The following is an 18,869-nucleotide window of genomic DNA, read 5'->3' on the forward strand; positions in this document are numbered from 1 at the left end:
TTCGCACGATGCCATCCTGAACTTGATTCATGATCTATGTTTTTAAAGTGAACTTAGCAATGAAGGTGATGACCTCATCAACTGTCAAAACTACCCATTTCACCTTGCGTAAAGAAAATGAACTCGCTTCGCTCGCCATCATCCTAAACTCACTTCGCTCGCTGTCATCCTGAACTTGATTCAGGATCTATGTTTTTAAAATGAACTTAGTATTGGAGGTGATGACCGCATCAACTCTCAAAACTACTCATTTCAACTTGCGCAAAGATAATGTTAGCGCCGCGAACTTTGCCATTTGATTTTTTCGCCCTGTTTGTTGGCATTATAGTAATACTCATGTGTTTGTATTTTCTCATGCTAAGAATGAAATACTATTTCTTTAATGACAATAATAGTTCGGCGTACACGTAGTTCATAGATAGACTGAAATTCTGCTCTCATTGCCAATTTTAGCGAACCTACTTCATCTCTTATTATTAGTTTTTGACTTTAATCTAACTACTTATTTATTTTTAATATTTATCTGTAATTGATTGTACTTGAAGTAATACCACAAACCCTGTTATAAACTTCTTTTCGGCATAATAGCAATAGGTAACACTATGTCCAAAAAGGACTTTGTTAGTCATTTACTTACAGAATGTGATGTCATGATCCGCTACGCATCAGGCGAGGGGAAAACCATGCCAAGCTATATTCCAAATACTGTTTATCAACTGCAAAATAAACAAGTTGTAAATGATGGAGATGGTCATAACTTGCTTTTAGAGCATGAGTTGTCAGCGCTGACTAAATGCCACAAAGAATTATCTTTACTTGTTTATCCAGCTAAACCGCTCACATTATCTATTATGGATAAAGAGTCGAGTTCAGTGAGCTGGCTGAGGTTTTTAGGCCCAGTAAAACTTGTTCGGCATATGTCCTTACTTGCACTATTTTTCTTAGTTTCAATCATTGGATTGTCAATTTCACCTGAAGTAAACCAAAAGACAGTTAACGAGGGGCTATTTAATTCTGAGGGCAAAGTATTATTGCTTAACCAACTATTTCTATTATGTTGTGCAGGACTTGGAGCTACATTCGCGTGCTTACATAAATCTCGCAGTTTTATTCGTATGTGCAACTACGATCCTAAGTTCGACTCGACATATTGGTCTATGGTGATAATGGGCTTTATGGCTGGCTTGATGATTGCCGAGTTAATCCCCACTCAGGAAATTACGCAAAATCACTCTTCAATAGGGGACTTTCATAAACCTTTAGCAGCATTGCTTGGAGGCTTTTCTGCAGATGTTATTTATAGCGTTCTTAGTCGTTTGGTGGAAGTAGTGAACCAATTGATGGGAAGTGCTGAGCAAAAAACTAAAGAGAAGGTTAAAAATACGCTGACGCAAGCAGAGTTGGCTGAACAACTACAACAACAAAATAAAGACATTCAAGACTCTATTTCTCAGAACCAAAAAATAAACCAACATCTGCTGTCGACGATTGCAGATGAGCTGACAGTCTCCCAAAAAAGCAAAGAGCAATTAGATTTGCCGTTGGAGTCAATGAAAAAATCTACTTCATTGAAGTCTGCGTCATCTACACAAGCAACTCGAAAGGTCACATTGAATAAAGCGGAGGCTGCAGTAGCTGAATAATACTCATAGCAATGTGCCCCGAGAGTGTAGACAAAACTAGAGCCTGTAATTTATTGTACATTCTAAAATAAAGGATTACATTTAAAACGAGTGTTACACAACAGGCTTGTCTATTTGCAATTATTTATCGTTTTCGCAGTTACCTTGCTTTGCTCGTTATCTGTATCCGCTTTTACAAAAAAGCAGTTGTTGGAGCATGAGTTGCAGGTGGTTCCATCACCTTCTCTTGTGCTGTCCGTGCAAAATCCACCTGCTGACATAGATAATGTATTCTGGTTAACCCTAAAGGCTCGGGCCGCTTTTTTTCGAGGGGATATCCAAGCTGCATCTTCGTATTTTGATGTTGTGAAATATAGTGTACAAGATGCGCCGTTACAGTTGTCTTCTGGTTATTGGTTTCTGTATCGGGCTTTTTTTTCTATAGAACAAGGTGATTTAGATAAAGCAAAGCAATATATTAACCAAGCTCGCTTGAGCTTCACTCACAATAAAGCGACCGATTTTCTTATACGCACCTATGCTATGGAAGCTGTAATTTCCGTCTGGCGCGAAGAGTACAGTTTCGCTCTAAAGTCGTTACAATCCGCACAAAGTTTTATGTCGAGGAGTAACTCAGAACTCGATAGTATTACAAAGCTGATGGTTTATGATGGTCTGACAGCCTATTATTCAACACTTAAGTTTTATGTTAAAGCGCTGGGATATGCGCATCAAGCGCAAGAGTTGGCGAGTAAACACAATAATATTTTGGACGGCTTACCGGTAAAGTACAACCTTTGCTTGACCTTACTTAGGGCACAGCTTATCGACAAAGCTGAGTTATGTTATCAGCAAATGCATGAATTATCAGAGCAACATAATTTACCAAGATATCAGTTTTGGTCTTTATCAGGGCTTGGCAAAATAGCCTTGTCAAAAAAAGATTTTGGCAAAGCCATTGCTAGCCTAAAAGCGGCTCAAGAATCCCAGCAAAATGCGATTATTAACCCTGCACATATTATCGTATTACATAACAATTTGGCTTATGCTTACTCTCAGGTTAAACAGTTTGATAGTGCACTCGCGCAAATCGTTCAATCTAAATCTGTACTGAAGTCATATCACAGCCCATTGAATAACCGTTATGCCCGTCAGACACTGAAAATTGAAGCTGATGTGTATCAATCGAAGCAAGACCTACCACAAACCATTTCCACATTACGGACCTATATTAAGCTACTAGAAGATAACACAGCGCAATCGCAAGAGAGGTTGGAGCTTAACGCAATAGTAGGGACCTCTGTTTTCGATAGAAAAGATCTGCAAATGCGAGCTTCACAGCAAAGTAGTGACTATAACTCGAGCTCATACCAGCGCAAGGATCAAGAGCTGACAAAAGCCTATATTATAATTGGCTTATTGATTACCATTTTATTAGTAGTAGTTGTGTACTATAGACATTCTAGAAGCAACTTAACCAAAGTGCTGCATTACAAAGATCTCAATACTGGCTTATACAATCGCCGCTATTTTATAGAGCAGTTTGAGCGTATTACCAACAATGGTCTCGATTACGCAATGGCACTTATTGAGTTCGATACAGACAATACCGGTGACTATGACAGGTCAATATGTAGCGAAAAAGAAGTGAAGTTTGCAGCGGAGCAGTTATCTATGCAATTTAGAGATGACGGTGACTTGGTTTGTAGAGTGAGTGAGCGCGAGTTTGTCATCTTGTGTCAGGGCATGAAAAAGCCAGTTTTACAAAAACGCTTATCTGTATTACAGCACTTTTTTACAGCACAAAAGCAGTTACATCCCATCAATTTTTCTGGTGCACTAATATGCTCAGAAGAAGGCGACTTTGGTAATATTTTTGCCGAATTGGAAAGTCGCCTTATTCATGTAAAACGCACAGCACATGGGCAAGTCGTTGCCTTCTGAAGACCTGCCCAATACTTTTTTTGTATTTTTAGTAGCTGTAGCTAATGTGTTGAAAAAAGCGCATAGTTACGTCTTGTTTTTCAGGGTTTATAGGTAACTGGGTAACGAAACGTCTTACCATGGTTTCAACATTATTCATAAATTTACCGTAACCAGCATCTTTATTATCACTATCGCTGGCAACGAGAACAAAATGCATTACGTCGCATAAGTGAGTGGCATCCCATATTGTGTGGGTTTGTCCATCGACTAAAGAAGTATCAAAACTGAGCTTTTGAAGCTCTCTGTTATGAGCTGATTTGTCAATTTGGCTATTACGTATAATCGGCATTCTTCCATCGGCGACAAAGCCGACATGCGACAATTGAAGTTGGCTGCATGTCGTTAACAGCATGTCTTCAATATGTCTGTAAAATGCGCCGTAGTCGCCAGGGCGTAACAAGTGCTGGTATTCGGTTTTAATGGCGCGAGTGATCGGGACAGAAAAGGTTACATAGGTGATTTCACTGTGTGTTTCGGGCAATGAACAATTGCGAGCTTGGTATCTAGGGTACAAGCTCCTCAATTTGTAACCATATGTCTCTCTGTGGCCCTTAATTTTGGAGAAAATGTCATAAGTTAGATGTTGATGATCTCTGACTTTGAAACTTATATTTTCTTCTTCATACTGGGTTTGAAGTGCGTCCAGTGCACGTTTAACTTTACTATGAAATGCAGCCGCATTTGCTCTTAGTTCATCACCGGTTGCTAAAAACAACAGTCGGATCTTTCTCGCTTGATGACCTTCATCACTATAAATCTTGTGCGCTTCATGATACTTAGGGTTGTAGAAAAATAGAATTTGTTTGTCTGTTTGCAAGCTATATGCTTCTTCATGGTAACGCACAACGGGTAGCTTATCGTTGACGATAAGCTGTACGTTGTATAGTTCATATTCATCACAAAGCGCAAACAGCTTTCTAGCGAGGCGCTGATATGCACTTTCAACGTCGTCGAAACGATCATAGAAAGCGCTTTCAGGCTTAAATTCCGCCAAGATATAGTGGTTATTTCGAGCATTAGTTGGAATATAGACGCGATGTAAATTCAATGATGCCATTTTTAGTCCTTAACGATACACCTAGTTTTAGCTCATATTATTGAATTTAAATGACGATTTTATTGCGCTGGAACAAAAGTTGTCACATTGTTACTAAGTCAAGTGTAACAAATATTAACGAACTGCATATATTTGTACCGTAAATTAGAATAGCTCATTGGACAAGTAAATAATTCTCGTTTAAAGTTTGTGTAGTCAATACAGGAACTTTTTTAAATGAATTTAATGCCTTTAAGCGATCGGTCTCTCAATTTCATCGCATTAGCTGCAGCTAATAAAAATAATGCAAATTCATGCGATCTCGCCATTGTGGAAGGGCATTTTGACATTGATTTGCTGACAGAATGTGTCAATAAGATCGCAAGTACACATCCAATCATGCAAAGTCGTGTGGTTAAAAAGGGGTTTAGATACTACTGGCAATTTGATAGCCGACTTTACCCTGAAAAGCTGTGTTTTGACTGGAGCGAGCAATATAGTGGTGTTGAACAATGGCATGCGGCTCTGCGCCAGTTTGTCATTGATAACCCCATAGACCCTTTTGAAGGTTCTCCAGTCTCGTTTGTATGCGTTAAATTTAAAACATATAGTGCGCTGATGTTTCTATCGTCACATGCAGCGTCAGATGCACGAAGTGGCTATATTTTGTTTGAACAGCTGAATGCATTGCTGGCTAAACAGCCAATTCCAAATCAGGACAATAGCTTTTGTGAAGATCATTTACTGTTCAGTAGAGTGACATACAAAGCGATGTTTAAAGCCGGCGTCCGTCTGACATGTGAGTTATTCAAGGCGAAAAAAGAAATTCCTATCAAGGCCTCAGGCCAGTGGCAGATTGACTATCATGATCTTGGCATTGAAGCTACCGAGTCTTTACTGGCATGGGCAAGAAAACATCGACTATCAGCAAACGTTGTATTGAACTATGTATTCAACCGTGTATTAAACAATGGAAAAAAATATACCATGATAGAAACAATGTCGTTACGCGCATTGTCCAGTCGAAACTTGTCGTCATCATATAACAATTTAATTCTGTCATTTGGCTCGGATATAGGCGGCGATAGCAATTGGATTCAAACATATCAGTCACGCTTAGAAGCGCTGAAATCTGGTGACCATGTTGTTCATCAAGCTGAGCAGCGTTTGCAGTCTTTTTCAATAAACTTGATGCCTAGGCGAGGGCTTAAGTTACTCGTAGATAGCTATAAAAGATTATTTCTTAATGGTAATGTGATCTTGTCAAATTTAGGGAAATTAGAGTTTGATTTAACAAGTATCGGAAAATGTAAAATTATTGATATTTATAACTTTAGTGTTCCATTACCTCCAGCTGGACTGGCAATTGTTGTCAGTACATATCAAGGAAGATTACGAATTTCGTATGCTCATGAGGGTGGAGATATTACGTCTATCAAACGTGCTGTTGAGTGTGAAATCGCCTCGCTTAATGAGTAAATAGTCGTGTTGAAAGCATGCAAAATTGCGGCTAGTTTTTATTGAATGTTGACGCCCCAATGATTAAGCAAGCATGCTTTTTGTCTTACTCATCATAACACTTTTCGTAATTGCGGTTACGGGAAATTATGTTCACAACACCACCTATTCTCGATTGAATTATTTTGTTCAACACAGAATTTGGTTATACATCAATTAAGTAATGGTTTATATATTGTATTAATTTTGTTTTCACATAATTCTTAAATGTACGTCTTTCCTCCGATATAAATTTTTTTATTGGAGAAATGATGTTACATACAGGGGAGTTAGTTGCAGCGAAACAAAGGCAACTAAAAGGACATAGTGAGTTTTGGACAATTTGGTTAGAAAACAAAGAAAAATTATTAAGTTGTTGCCATCGGTGGCTAAGAAATGATGGGGATAAGGTAGAAGATGTTTTAGCTCTGACATGTGAAAAAGCATTTAGAGCATATAGCCAGTCAAACTATAAGATTGAAAACGAATTTGCCTGGTTATGTCGTATTGCTCATAACCTATGTATGGATGAGCACAGAGCAAAAGCAAAACACCAAGATATTGTGAATCATGTATCCGAATTACCCGACCATTTTTTTTTCGCAGATAACCAATCAACATCATTAGAAAGTGACCACTGGAATACCAGTTTATATAATAAGCTAGTCAAAGAAATCTCTATACTACCCACAGATCTGCGGTTGGTCATGCAATATAAATTTTTATACGAAATGGAGTACGCTGAAATTGCATCCAGACTTCAATTATCACTTGAAAATGTGAGGAAAAGAGTGCAACTAGCAAGGCGTCAATTGATCAGTCTAAAGGAAGAATATAGGAAGTACAGCTAAGCCGTTATAATACTTAAATTTTAGTATGAAAATAATAATATAAAAACTCTGTGCAGTCTGAGTAATTATCAATAAATTAATTCACAAATATCGATAGCTAGCGTTTATAAGTCGCTAGGTTTTTGAACATTAGCCCAACCTTTAAAGTGGTCTCTGTAAAAGAGGCCACTTTCTATTTAAACCGCAATTTACATACTACCGTTTAGTTATCACCGAAAACTTTTCACAAAAAATATGTTGCTTCGTCAGTAGGGTATTACATTCACAATAACCAGCCTTAAGCTGTTTATTGTTAAATCAAACAATAAGGCTTTTCCAACTTGTCCCATCGTGTGGGAGATGTGGCGGAGCGTTTCTAGGATTTGAGATGACAACAATAAGAAATTGGTACGTTGTTTATACTAAGCCGAATACAGAAAAAAAATTCACGGAGCAAGTTTCGTGTATAAAAAGTGGTTGTGATGTCTTTTTACCTTTGCAAGTTGAGAAAAAGCAATGGAGTGACCGGGTAAAATCGGTAAACACTCCTTTGTTTAAATCATATGTATTTGTTTATGTAGATGACTTTGAATATCACCATATAAAGCGACTTAATGGCTTTGTTGACTACATTAAGTTCAATGGCAAACCCAGTATTGTAAGCCCTACAGAGGTCGCCAAAATTAAAGCAGTTATTGCATCTGGCTATCGATGTGAGCCTGTCCCAAACCAACTAACTGTTGGCTGTTTAGCTGAGATAAAAGTGGGGGCTTTAAAGGGTTATCAAGGAAAACTACTTGAATACAAGAATGATTCCGTGTTTGCAATAGAGATTCAGGGCTTAGATCAAAGCCTATTGATGTCTGTGCCTCAGGATATGTTGCAGATTGTGGAGGCGTCATGAAGCAGTCTGTTTCACAAGAAGCAATAGAGTCTTTAAAAGTGCAATTGATCTGCCATGAAGGCTTGCTATGCAAGCCAACACGAAATGCGCAGGGAGAGCTGATCATAGGTGTTGGCAGAAAACTAGAACATGTAGGGGTGAGTGAACAAGAAGCAGAGCGCATGTTGGAAAACGACATCACTGGATTAATTCAAACACTGGCCCAAGAGCTACCAATTTTTAACCAGCAGAGTGAGTTGCGAAAACTCGTGCTGTTAAATATGGCATTCAGCATCGGTGTCGAGGGGGTAAAGAGGCTGAAAAAGCTATTAGCTGCGCTGTGCGTTGAAGACTATACATTAGCCGCTGATGAAATTTGGCATGGTGGATGGATCAGTGAACATAGCGATAGAGCCATGGAGCTGGCGATTATGATGAAACAGGGGTGATAGCAATGAATTCAGCTGCTGAGCAGGTCCAATCCCAGATTAAAATTGAAAAACAACTCGCACAGCAATTTTTCAAAGTAGGTGCTGCACTGGCGAACAATGATCAGGACTTGCAACAAAATTTGACTGCACTGCAAAAAGTCTTAGACAATCTTGTGCACACACCTAGGTTTGAACTTGTAACCAGTACTTTTTCACTCGACGAGTTTGAGATCAGACTGATCGCATTAATCTATATCCAAACACTTGAGCCCGACATATTAACGCCTTATCTAGGTCTAAGTTGGTATGAACAAGGGCCGCTACTGAGTTTGGACAAACTACTATTTCTTTGTCAATTCGGCGGTAAACGACAACTGCTTGCGCAAGGGATCTTTTGCTGCTCTGCTTTTAAATGGGGCCTATTACAGGCTGGCTCTGTGCCTAAGCTGCACGAAGGTGTTGGCTTGCACTCATGTCTTTTGCAATTTTTGCAAACTGGAAAAGTGGTTTTGACCGCAGAGCATCCGATTAAGATGTATGAGGGGATAGAAACTGATCCGGTGTTTCTCGCTTGTTGCGAGAAATCATGGAATACCGAACAGGCCAATTGCTTTTATATTGATACAAAAGAGTCAGAAACCGCTAGTTGGTATGCCCAGCAGCTTGCTGTTAAATCAGATGCTATATTTGGTGTATTAAATAACGAGCAGTTCAGTCAGCTTGAGAGCACTGATATGCTACAAATGCTTGCTGGAGTCATACTGGCGGCAAATGGTCAACGTATATTTCTCTACTTGTCTGATTTTGAAAGCCTTTTACCAATTGAAAGTAAGCTACTATCAAACGAGTGCCTAGCTGCGGCTAAACTCCATTTATTTTCATTAAATGTAGGCTTTGTTGATAAAACAGCGTTTAAACCACACATGGTTGAGTATAACGCTCCGAGTATTGGCTCCTTAGCAAGAGTTTGGAATACGCTATCACCAATTCATGATGATATGCAGGCACAGTCAATTGCTGCTCGATATCCAGTGCCCCTCAATAGAATGAACGAATTGGCCCAACAAGCGAAAGCCCAGTCTAATTCACAGTTTTGGTCTGTTTTGCAGGGGCTATGTTTACGGGAACTAAATCAAGGACCTGAGGAGTTGGCGAAGTTATCTGAGCCACGTTTTATGCTATCAGATATGGTTTTGTCGTCGACTGTTGCCGATCAGCTGACAGAATTAGTTGGGCGAATTGAAATGCAGTCCCACCTCCAATCGAAGTTATCGAGGTTCACGCCGGGGTGCAAAGCACTTTTTTGGGGAAAACCAGGTACGGGTAAATCTATGGCAGCTGAAGCCATTGCTGGAGAATTGCGATTGCCACTATACATCGTGAATTTGGCAAATATCGCCAGTAAATGGATTGGTGAAACAGAAAAACACCTTGCAAAGTTGTTTGACGAAGCTCAAAAGCACAATGCGGTATTGATGTTTGATGAAGCTGATGCGGTTTTTGCAAAACGCAGTGTGGTTGAGTCTAGCCAGGATAAAAATGCCAATATGGGGGTGAGCTACCTACTTCAACGCATGGAGCACTACAGCGGCCTGCTGTTACTAAGCACCAATTTAAAATCGAATCTAGACGATGCATTTCTACGTCGATTCCATAACGTTATTGAATTTACACTGCCAGCAGCATCACAAAGGCTTCAAATATGGCGCCAAGTACTTGCAAATAATGCAAACGAAGCACTGACGCAATCCATCGATGGCTTGGCGCAGCGATTTGAACTTAGCGCCGCGCAAATTATTAATATAACTGAATCTGCATTATTACAACGTTTGATGGTGCAAGAAACGCACATTGATCCGAGCTCATTGGCTAATGCACTTAAAAGAGAGCTTGCTAAACAGCATGAAGGGTTTATGGCGCAGCATGAAATTAAAGCTTGGTTGCAAGGAAACTAATATGGACCCAAAGATTGTTTATAACACACAGCAGGCACTGGAAACCTTTTTAACAGAGCGCATCTTATCAATGAGCAAAGGTGTAGATACGGAGTTAGAAGGTGATATCGCGCTGAGCTTTGTCGCACCAGACAAGGCATTTTACGACAATAAAGTGAGTGACGAACCAACAGTAAACTGTTATTTGATAGGCGTTGCAGAAGATGTAACTCGTCGACAAAGCGAACCCCCTAGGAGCTATTTGAATACGGCGCAGACCCACCGTGTATATCATAAAGAGCCTAGGTTTGTGTCCCTCACCTATATGTTAACAGTGTGGAGTAAAGCGGATGCTGGAAGTGCAGAGTTGGAGCATATGGTACTCAGTTATTTACTGTGTGGGTTAGGCGCTTATGACTTCTTGCCAGAGGATATTCTGGAAAAGCATGGGGTAGACGACAAACCCTATGGCGTTCGCACTCAGTTATTTGGCAATGAACACAGTGAAAAGGTCAGTGGACAGGTTTGGCAGGCTTTAGGGTCAACGCCTAAACCAACGTTGTTGCTGTCGTTATCATTGCCTGTGCCGGTATTTACTCCGGATATCTTACCCATTGTCCAAGATATTGAAACGCAAATGGATAACAAATCAACTTAATACCTTCATCAATATTCTTGCTCTATTTTACTTGCTACTCCCACTTCCGCTGAGTAGCAATGCTTCTTAATTTACGACTAATCACCAAAGGTTAACTATGAAACATTCAGAACTCAATACTGAACTCCGTGGCTATTTTGAAAATGGAGACATCCCAACCGAACAGGAATTTGAAAAACTGATCGATGCTGCGACAGACAACACAACGACGTTTAGCTTACTGGCACACTTATTTGGCACAACAGTCGATTGCGCAATTAGTGAAGTCATTGCCGACTTAAATGATGCAGAATCTTTGGCAACCGAACTAACACCTTACGCGCTGGTCCCCGGAGAGCATGTCATTTTATACCTTCAAGAGAATATTTCAGAGAATGGGGTATATATCTATAATTTGGTTGAAGCCGGACAGAGTGCTACGCCAACCCTGACAAAACAGTCTATCAATGAATTTGAAGGAATGTTGATAAAGGCCAACCGATCTTTGGACGATAGAGCGAGCTACTATCACTACGTAATGCAAAACGACTCCCAAAATTTAGATTGGTCCAAAATTGAGAATTTTGATGTACCAGAATACTACTCTGAACACCTTCAAAATGCTCGTTTCCCAGCAGCTGTAGACTTGACTCAAAAAGGTGATATCACAAATAGCCGACTCACGGCGAATTACTTAGTTGGTAATGGTGAAGCGATTACAGATCTGAATAACACTAGCTTACCTGCGCAAATTGATTTGACTCAAGTTGCAAATGATTCGAGCATCACAGCTAAGCACATTGTGGGTGACGGTCAATATTTGACTAACTTAGACGCAAGAGAACTAAAGAATGGTCAGGTTTCGCCAGATAGACTGGACTTTGCGCATATAGACGACTTGAAAGTAGGCAGTGACGAAAAGATACTGAATGCAACTCAGGGCCATTGGTTGAATCAAAAAATCCAATCTCTCGGTGCTTACTCATTCAATGAAACCGTTGTCACTTGTGTAGAGACCCAAGTAAGTATTGATCCGGCTTTGCCTCTAAACACACTGGATGGTGTTGGACTTCAATATGGTGACCTCGTGTTGTTAAATGCGCAACATGACCCCCGAGAAAATCGAATATGGCAGGTTCAAATAGATAAAACGTTGGCAATCCCGACGTCTGATATCTCATTGTACCCGGGGGTTGCTGTGGCAATTGCGGCAGGCACTCAACATCAACACAAGGTGTTTGTATTAACCTCTCAATTTACAGATGCGCAAGGCAGCAATGAAAATCATTGGCAAGCGACTGCTCAAGTAACGCTTGCAGGGGCTGGGATCAAGGCCATCAATAACCAGCTTGGAGTTGATATCGCTACACCAGCAGACATAGAGGCAGGCGTATCGGATAAGCTACTTGATGCAGCGCAGTTTAAAGCGCAGCAGTCGTCGGGTTCTGACGCGTTAAAAGCAGATTACAACGCCAAAATCACGGTTCAAAAAGAGCGCATTGATAGTATCTTAGAGGCCAGTGACGCGGATGCTGATTCATTCAAAGAAATAGTTGATCTAATCAATTCTGTTGATACCGAGTCAGACGAAGCATTTGCCAACTATGTATTGACTAACGATGCTCGCAGTTCGCAACTAGAAAGTGACTTAACGAATGAAACAAATACTCGCTCCCTGCAGGTCTCTTCATTGCAAACGAGTTTACAGCAAGAAATTAATAATAGGGTAGCTGATTCGGCAAATCGCTATACCAAATCAGAATCTGATCAACGCTTCCTAAAAGCTGTTAATACCAAGTTAGTAGGCCAAGTGGATATATCGCAGGCGACGTTTGCGGGCGATATGTCTGTCACTGGTGCAATTACTGCGACTGGCGATGTGACAGCATTTTCAGATGCTCGGTTAAAATCAAATATTAAAACAATTGAAAATGCACTAGATGTTGTCAATCAATTAGAAGGGGTGACGTTTGAGCGTGTTGATACACATTCTGATAGACGCTACACAGGTCTGATAGCTCAAAACGTAGACAAAGTTTTTCCAGAGGCCGTTTATAAACAAGATGAACACTTGTCGGTGGCGTATGGCAACCTCGTTGGTTTATTGGTTGAAAGCATTAAGGAGCTCAACAATAAAGTTACTAGTCTGCAGAGCCAGTTAGTGGAACATGAGTCCAAATAACGGGGGTAAAGCAAGATGACGTTACAAACAAGTGGTCCAATTTCACTCAAAGATATTGGTGATGAATACCGAGATGAGCAGCCTCATGAACTAGGTTTTTTTAGTGAGCATGTTAGTAAGCTACCTGGCGATACCATAGCTATTAGCGAGTTTTACGGAAAGTCGGCAAAGACGATTCGATTGCAAGACAAGACATTTGAAGTTTATACACAGCGTTCTGCAATTATTCCCATTGCTAATGTGCTAGAAGGCAGTTTTGATGAATACAGTGATGGGCAAGATCCCGTTAGTTTAATCACAGTACTAAACCCACAATTTGGCACCGTACGGATAGATGGTGCAAATATTGAATTTACATCGACAAGTAGTGTGGGGAGCGCAGCGCGCTTTGATTATGTTGTTGAAAACAGTATTGGGATCAGAAAAACCCATTTTGTAACCATGTCAGTAGTGGCTGTTCCGCCGATCGTCTGCAACCCTGATACATTCTCTTTGCAACAAGGCGAATCAATTTATATTAGCAAGCAGCAATTAATTGCAAACGATGAAGACGGCTCAGGTACCGGCTTGTCTTTGATCGGGGTGACGAATGCGCAAGGAGGCACAGTATCACAAAGTGGGGACACCATTACTTTTGTCTCAACAGGCCTAGCAGAGCAGCCTGCACAGTTTAACTATCGGGTAAGAAACGGTCATGGTGTAGAACAAACGGGTACTGTGTATATCAATATTACACCATTGCCAGAACTCGAGTCATTTATCTATCGCACAGAGGAACAGTCCGACCAAGCAAGGCACAGCTATAGCCCTCCAACGATGCAAGATATCTTCAATAATTGGGCGAGATTCAACGGTAATGAGTATTTTTTAAATAAGCAAGATGCAGAGGCACGTAACAGTACCAACGCCAAAGCTTGGTATTACAATGCGCCGACAGACAGCGTCGTGATGCCTCTGAATGTCTCTCCACCTAATGGATTTGTGTCAGCCGAAAAAGTAGATAATTATACGTTAGAAGCAACATTGAGCTCGGATAACACTGACAACGATACCATTGGCGTAGTTGCAGCATTTGTCAGAGAAGGCAGTATAAACTATGTACTGACGATTGTGCTCAATACCGGCGGAACGCAGCCTAGTGCTACCGGCTGTGGGGTGTATTTTGGCTACGCGGGAGTTGGAGCAGGGGAGAAATTGCTCGGGGAATACAACATTGGTACTGGTGGTGGTTGGAGTAATAAACGGGTAAGGGTAAAAGTTCAGCGTCAGGGAGACATATTTAAGTTTTATGTCACGCCTTGGAATCAAACAGACAACTTCCAATCGGCCAGTGAAATAGTTGTGGACTTGAACAGTGATACAGATCTACATCGCTTTAAAGGCAAACAATCTTACGGCTACATTACATATTCGCAACCGAATTCGACTTATTTAGACACCGATTTACGAGGCGGTTTAGATGTATCAAAAATCTACGATGCGCAAAACAACTACGTCTGGGAGTATATCAACGGCAGTTGGCAGAGGATTTCTGGAAGCATTCAAAGCCACTTAGGCTACATTCGAAAAGTGTTTAATCCACAAAGTAAAGAGCGCTTTTTAATCTCCCAAAATGCGGTTTCCTACATCGGTAATTTGGTTGATAAGAGTCAGTGGAATGATACCTACTTATTGAATGAGACACAGAATGTCTTGGCCGAACAGGCGCTATCGCAACACGGCGCGCCTGCTGGCAGACGCATTTTGGCACTCTACACAGCAGGAAAAGAAGAGAAAAACTACCTTAAAGATAAACCCAGTGTCTCGACAACATCTGCACACACTCACCATAGCAGCAACCCAGGTTTTAATAACTTAGGTACAAAGAATTGGTTTGCGGACAACCTGATAGATTTGACCACGACTGACTTTATAGGCGGCACGGTTGTCATTGAGGGCGGCATAGTTGGACATATCACGCGTATTGGCAATGACAACGGCACTAGTGCGTTTGTGCACTATCAAGTTATGGATTATCGCTTATTTGAGCATATCCCTGATGTCTCTTCCCAGTCTCTCTAATTTATTCGCCGCAAAATAGAACAGTTACGGCGCAGTTACTCAATTCGATTCATTTTCTAACCTGTAGCGCACCAATTCAGGTGCACTACACCTATTCAAGGAGGCCACAATGGCTCAAAAAACTCTCTCTGGTATTCTCGCTGCTATCGACGCAGAGCAAATCGCGGTAAATATGACAGCAACTAAATCCCTATATCGCTATACAGGTATTATAGACCGCGTAAATGCTGTCAAAAAAGATACCAATGTTGATTTATCAACAGCAAACAATGATAACTTTTTAACCAATACATTGAACCTAGCGGATGGAGATAAAATTTTGCTTACCAAGCAATCTACGCCAGCTCAAAATGGGGTTTACCAAAGAATTGCTGACACTCTGAATAAAATTACTTATCCAAACGTTGAACTTGGCAACTTAGTGGAGTTGCTTGGTACTCCGCCGACGTCTTCTACCGTGTTTTATAAACTGATGGAGGGCGATCAATGGAGTGAAGTTTCACTCAGTGATGGTGCCGTTGCAGCGGCTGTATAACTTGGTGGCCAAGTGAATTCACTTGGTCCTTTTACATTGAGGTGAGTACCATCAATGACTAATAAATATATAAATATTAATGCATTACTCAATCGCATAATCGGCCATCAACAACATGTAGAGCGCTTTGTGGGTTTTATCGGCGTTGTTGACCGAGCAATTCAGGTGCCTATGAACATCGCGCAGCCCCTGCCGCCAAGTGATTGGCAGTCCACAGTGTTGTTAACTGCACAGCAAAATCCGAGTGAAAATGGGATGTATCAAATTGACGAACGCGGGCTCTGGCAACCGCTCTTTGCAGAGTTAGAGTCTGGCAATATCGTGGCACTTGGTAGTCAAAATGGAGAGTCGAATCAATATTTTAAATTGATTGAAATTAGTTTGCAGAAACAGATTTGGCAGCCTTTTGAGTTGAATGGACTAGACCCGTTACAGACTCAATAGGTGTAAATTGGGTGGGTACAATTGAGCGGGAAACAGTATGGCTAATCTGTTGAGGAAAACCCTAAAATCATTTTTCAAACGTGGAAAAAAACCAACGGAATCACAATTTGCACAGTGGTTAGATGCATGCTTACTGCAAGGCGAAGATGGTATAGAAAAGAGCGAAAGGGGTCTTGAAGTTACGCAAAATTTGAGAATCAAAGGAGATCTGACTGTAGAGGGAACATTTTGGCTCGCTCAGCACTGGCAATCATCGCCGTCTGATGTCGCAACTAAATCGTCAGACTCGCCCCCAGAGGGCGCAATATTCTTATGGTATGGCTCCACACTACCTGCGGGTTATGGTCTTTGTAATGGCAAAGAAGGAAAACCATTATTGCATGCACCGCTCAATAACCCCCATCAACTTCAGTACATTATTAAGTTGCCATAACCCTTACACAATAAAAAAGGCATTACCATGACAGATGAGAGACTCTCAAAAAAGCCGGAGGAGGTGTTTAATGGCGTCGAGTATGCGACCTTAACACCTGCTCCTATGTCGACCCTATTAAGCGACAAGCAAAAACAACAATGCACTTTTCAGAAAACCCTAAATGCTGATATTTGGCCTACAAAACAAGTACCATCAATTTCGGAAAGCTGGCACAGCCAAGCTTGGGTTGAGGTATATTTGGACTCATTGCTCGCGTGGTTACACGATTTAAAAGACAGTAAGGTGCTGAACAAATCTGAACCTGTGTATTTATTGTTACTTGGGTGTGAACGCTACGCATTTGGCTTGGCGTTATTGCAAAAACTATGGCAGGGGTGCCAACAGCAAGGGCTTGGCGATATAAACATCTGTTTGCTGTTGTGCATTGATGATCAAGCTATGCAGACACAGCTAGTTCGTCATCCAGACTTTAATGAGTATTATCAAAACGGGCAGGCCCGCATAGTAAATTGGGATATGACTTCATGCCAGCCAATACCAAGTCATGATATTGACGGTGAAACCCTTGCGATAGCAGCAAATCCCGCTGCGTGTTTAGCTCATGGGGTATTTTCTCAGTTGTCACAAGCAATTTATTACATGCACTATCAAGATATTTATTGTGCCGAAATTGCCTGTCTCCAAACCCCGGGAGAGCTTGAACAAACACATAGCGACAAACACTATCAAGAGCTGCCACTCTTGTGGGATTTGAAGACAGCTCAAAGCGTGGCAAAGAAAGACGATAAGCAGCGTACAGTTTATCAGTGGCGCAAGACTAATGTAGATAGAGAAGTCGAGCTGGTTGAAAGAGAATTGGCGCCACAATTGGGTACTGTGTTTAGAAAACTTATCGCCAGAGGAGTAAGCCAAGCCGTTGCTATCCCACTCACAGCGACCCAGCTTTTATTTCAGCTCGAGCAGAATTTTTCAAAAGGTTTGTATCAATTAATTAGCGATAACATGGTCGCAGACAGTGGTATTAATCTGCCAAAAGTTTTACCGAATACAGGGCTAGATTTACCAGTAGACATGAACATGCTGAGTTTGATGAACCCTTGCTCTTATAGCTCTGAATTTGAAAAGTTACATGGCAGTGATGTGGCTATCTATATGAGCATGAGCCATGAAAAATCAGATGAATTTAACTACACACGGCATGTTTTCGAGAAGGCTTGCACTTATCGCTCACCAATCTGCCAAGCTGAAATTAGTCAAAGTATTAAAAGCAGAGCGAGGGAGCTAACTGAAACGCAAATCTTAGCTTATATCAGACAAAGCAAGTTCGACCCAAAAGTGTTGGCATTTTTTATTCCCAGATTGCTTAAAGAAGGCGTATTGGTCGAAAACCGTATGCAGTGGTGCCATGTTCTGTCGCAAGTATGGCAAAACCATATTATTGACTGCGCACATGAATCCTTTGCCTTTGAGCTCGGTTTACTGGCCATTGATTTTAGTCATTGGGTTTTAGCAAAAAACTGTATGTTGGCCTGTATGGAGATCAATGGTCCAAACACTGCGTATTTACATAATTTAGCGCTGGTGGCATGGGCTACAGGCGAGCTTGAAATTGCAGCTCAAAGCGCGGAGTTGGCGCTCGATTTTAGCCCTCAAGATGTGCAAGTTAAAAAGCTTAATAGGGACATTGCAAATTACCTAGATTACTGTCAACACATAGCTTGGTTCGACATGAAGCAAGAGAGTACTCAGTGTGAGGCATCCGGGTTGAGACTTTTACCCCTTGGAGAGCACCAGCTAGGGGAGTTTTATAGTCAATACCGACGAGGTGAAATTGCTGAGCGTTTGCGCGGTGTAAAGCTCAATCAATTCAGTCAGCTAACAGGGATATGGCCAACTTGGCTTGAAGAGGGTTGCAGCGGCAAGAAGGCCCACTATGCACTTGTTCATGATTCGTTTGGCTTTGTGGGCGCAATCATCGTAGACTTTTATCCGACACCAGATGTCAGCGATAAGCAAAGTTCGCAATGCAATGCGCATCTATCTTTCTGGGTTGGATGTGACTACCAAAATCGCGGCTTTGGAAAAATAGGCGTTAATTTAGCTGTTTTAGCGATTCAGAGCCTCGCAAAAAGCCAGAATATATCTCATATTAAGACCTCTGCGTGGGCACACAATACTGCTTCTCGGCGTATTTTAAAGCGCGTTGGGTTTACAGCGTTAGAGGAGACACAAGGCACTGGGGTTGAGCAGGAAGTGTTTTATCAATTGGCTTTGGCTAAGTAGAAATCCAAGCGAACACTAAATATCAACAGTTCCGAGTTAACTTAAAATCGGGTCTGCCTAAAATCACGCATT

Annotated in this window: 15 protein-coding genes; 14 read left to right on the forward strand and 1 reads right to left on the reverse strand. The window is 41.2% G+C overall.

The window, feature by feature from the left end:
- Positions 1–602 precede the first annotated feature (602 nt).
- Positions 603–1,643 (forward strand): hypothetical protein, encoded by a 1,041-nt coding sequence (locus J8M00_RS24780; protein WP_211013078.1) that lies wholly within the window; start codon positions 603–605, stop codon positions 1,641–1,643.
- A 114-nt stretch (positions 1,644–1,757) separates the two neighbouring features.
- Entirely contained in the window at positions 1,758–3,566 is a 1,809-nt protein-coding gene (locus J8M00_RS24785; protein ID WP_211013079.1) for a tetratricopeptide repeat-containing diguanylate cyclase, read from the forward strand.
- 28 nt (positions 3,567–3,594) lie between these two features.
- On the opposite strand, the gene J8M00_RS24790 is transcribed toward J8M00_RS24785, so the two are convergent.
- On the reverse strand, positions 3,595–4,665 hold the full coding sequence (locus J8M00_RS24790) for a DUF3083 family protein (RefSeq protein WP_211013080.1): 1,071 nt from the start codon (positions 4,663–4,665) through the stop codon (positions 3,595–3,597).
- Positions 4,666–4,881: 216 nt separating this feature from the next.
- On the opposite strand from J8M00_RS24790, the gene J8M00_RS24795 reads away from it, so the two are divergent.
- The 12 genes from J8M00_RS24795 (at position 4,882) to J8M00_RS24850 (ending at position 18,797) form a co-directional block, all read left to right on the forward strand.
- Positions 4,882–6,123, forward strand: coding sequence for a hypothetical protein (locus tag J8M00_RS24795; RefSeq protein WP_211013081.1), 1,242 nt, complete (start codon positions 4,882–4,884; stop codon positions 6,121–6,123).
- A gap of 287 nt (positions 6,124–6,410) precedes the next feature.
- Entirely contained in the window at positions 6,411–6,992 is a 582-nt protein-coding gene (locus J8M00_RS24800; protein ID WP_247687558.1) for an RNA polymerase sigma factor, read from the forward strand.
- Positions 6,993–7,359: 367 nt separating this feature from the next.
- Positions 7,360–7,875, forward strand: a complete 516-nt coding sequence (locus J8M00_RS24805) for a UpxY family transcription antiterminator (protein WP_211013082.1) — start codon at positions 7,360–7,362, stop codon at positions 7,873–7,875.
- Positions 7,872–8,303 (forward strand): glycoside hydrolase family protein, encoded by a 432-nt coding sequence (locus J8M00_RS24810; protein ID WP_211013083.1) that lies wholly within the window; start codon positions 7,872–7,874, stop codon positions 8,301–8,303. Before J8M00_RS24805 ends, J8M00_RS24810 begins: the two co-directional genes overlap by 4 nt.
- Positions 8,304–8,308: 5 nt before the next feature.
- Positions 8,309–10,240 (forward strand): ATP-binding protein, encoded by a 1,932-nt coding sequence (locus tag J8M00_RS24815; protein WP_211013084.1) that lies wholly within the window; start codon positions 8,309–8,311, stop codon positions 10,238–10,240.
- Position 10,241: 1 nt separating this feature from the next.
- Positions 10,242–10,877 carry a Pvc16 family protein gene (locus tag J8M00_RS24820; protein ID WP_211013085.1) on the forward strand — a complete coding sequence of 212 codons (636 nt, stop codon included), beginning with the start codon at positions 10,242–10,244 and terminating at the stop codon, positions 10,875–10,877.
- Between the two features lie 97 nt (positions 10,878–10,974).
- Positions 10,975–13,038 (forward strand): tail fiber domain-containing protein, encoded by a 2,064-nt coding sequence (locus tag J8M00_RS24825; RefSeq protein ID WP_211013086.1) that lies wholly within the window; start codon positions 10,975–10,977, stop codon positions 13,036–13,038.
- Positions 13,039–13,053: 15 nt separating this feature from the next.
- On the forward strand, positions 13,054–15,099 hold the full coding sequence (locus J8M00_RS24830; protein WP_211013087.1) for an Ig-like domain-containing protein: 2,046 nt from the start codon (positions 13,054–13,056) through the stop codon (positions 15,097–15,099).
- Between the two features lie 109 nt (positions 15,100–15,208).
- Entirely contained in the window at positions 15,209–15,634 is a 426-nt protein-coding gene (locus J8M00_RS24835; RefSeq protein WP_211013088.1) for a hypothetical protein, read from the forward strand.
- Positions 15,635–15,688: 54 nt separating this feature from the next.
- On the forward strand, positions 15,689–16,078 hold the full coding sequence (locus J8M00_RS24840; RefSeq protein ID WP_211013089.1) for a hypothetical protein: 390 nt from the start codon (positions 15,689–15,691) through the stop codon (positions 16,076–16,078).
- Between the two features lie 37 nt (positions 16,079–16,115).
- The gene (locus J8M00_RS24845) at positions 16,116–16,511 is read left to right on the forward strand and encodes a hypothetical protein (RefSeq protein ID WP_211013090.1); all 396 of its coding nucleotides are present in this window, start codon (positions 16,116–16,118) and stop codon (positions 16,509–16,511) included.
- Between the two features lie 27 nt (positions 16,512–16,538).
- Positions 16,539–18,797, forward strand: coding sequence for a GNAT family N-acetyltransferase (locus tag J8M00_RS24850; RefSeq protein WP_211013091.1), 2,259 nt, complete (start codon positions 16,539–16,541; stop codon positions 18,795–18,797).
- Positions 18,798–18,869: the final 72 nt, after the last annotated feature.

This window comes from Pseudoalteromonas luteoviolacea (genome assembly GCF_018100925.1).
Classification (GTDB): domain Bacteria; phylum Pseudomonadota; class Gammaproteobacteria; order Enterobacterales; family Alteromonadaceae; genus Pseudoalteromonas; species Pseudoalteromonas obscura.

Excerpts from the sequence above, each read along its gene's own strand:
- J8M00_RS24815 (WP_211013084.1), top strand. The coding sequence starts at position 8,309 with ATGAATTCAGCTGCTGAGCAGGTCCAATCCCAGATTAAAATTGAAAAA.
- J8M00_RS24835 (WP_211013088.1), top strand. The coding sequence starts at position 15,209 with ATGGCTCAAAAAACTCTCTCTGGTATTCTCGCTGCTATCGACGCAGAG.
- J8M00_RS24800 (WP_247687558.1), top strand. The coding sequence starts at position 6,411 with ATGATGTTACATACAGGGGAGTTAGTTGCAGCGAAACAAAGGCAACTA.
- J8M00_RS24820 (WP_211013085.1), top strand. The coding sequence starts at position 10,242 with ATGGACCCAAAGATTGTTTATAACACACAGCAGGCACTGGAAACCTTT.
- J8M00_RS24850 (WP_211013091.1), top strand. The coding sequence starts at position 16,539 with ATGACAGATGAGAGACTCTCAAAAAAGCCGGAGGAGGTGTTTAATGGC.
- J8M00_RS24825 (WP_211013086.1), top strand. The coding sequence starts at position 10,975 with ATGAAACATTCAGAACTCAATACTGAACTCCGTGGCTATTTTGAAAAT.
- J8M00_RS24830 (WP_211013087.1), top strand. The coding sequence starts at position 13,054 with ATGACGTTACAAACAAGTGGTCCAATTTCACTCAAAGATATTGGTGAT.
- J8M00_RS24805 (WP_211013082.1), top strand. The coding sequence starts at position 7,360 with ATGACAACAATAAGAAATTGGTACGTTGTTTATACTAAGCCGAATACA.
- J8M00_RS24790 (WP_211013080.1), bottom strand. The coding sequence starts at position 4,665 with ATGGCATCATTGAATTTACATCGCGTCTATATTCCAACTAATGCTCGA.
- J8M00_RS24810 (WP_211013083.1), top strand. The coding sequence starts at position 7,872 with ATGAAGCAGTCTGTTTCACAAGAAGCAATAGAGTCTTTAAAAGTGCAA.
- J8M00_RS24845 (WP_211013090.1), top strand. The coding sequence starts at position 16,116 with ATGGCTAATCTGTTGAGGAAAACCCTAAAATCATTTTTCAAACGTGGA.
- J8M00_RS24840 (WP_211013089.1), top strand. The coding sequence starts at position 15,689 with ATGACTAATAAATATATAAATATTAATGCATTACTCAATCGCATAATC.
- J8M00_RS24795 (WP_211013081.1), top strand. The coding sequence starts at position 4,882 with ATGAATTTAATGCCTTTAAGCGATCGGTCTCTCAATTTCATCGCATTA.
- J8M00_RS24780 (WP_211013078.1), top strand. The coding sequence starts at position 603 with ATGTCCAAAAAGGACTTTGTTAGTCATTTACTTACAGAATGTGATGTC.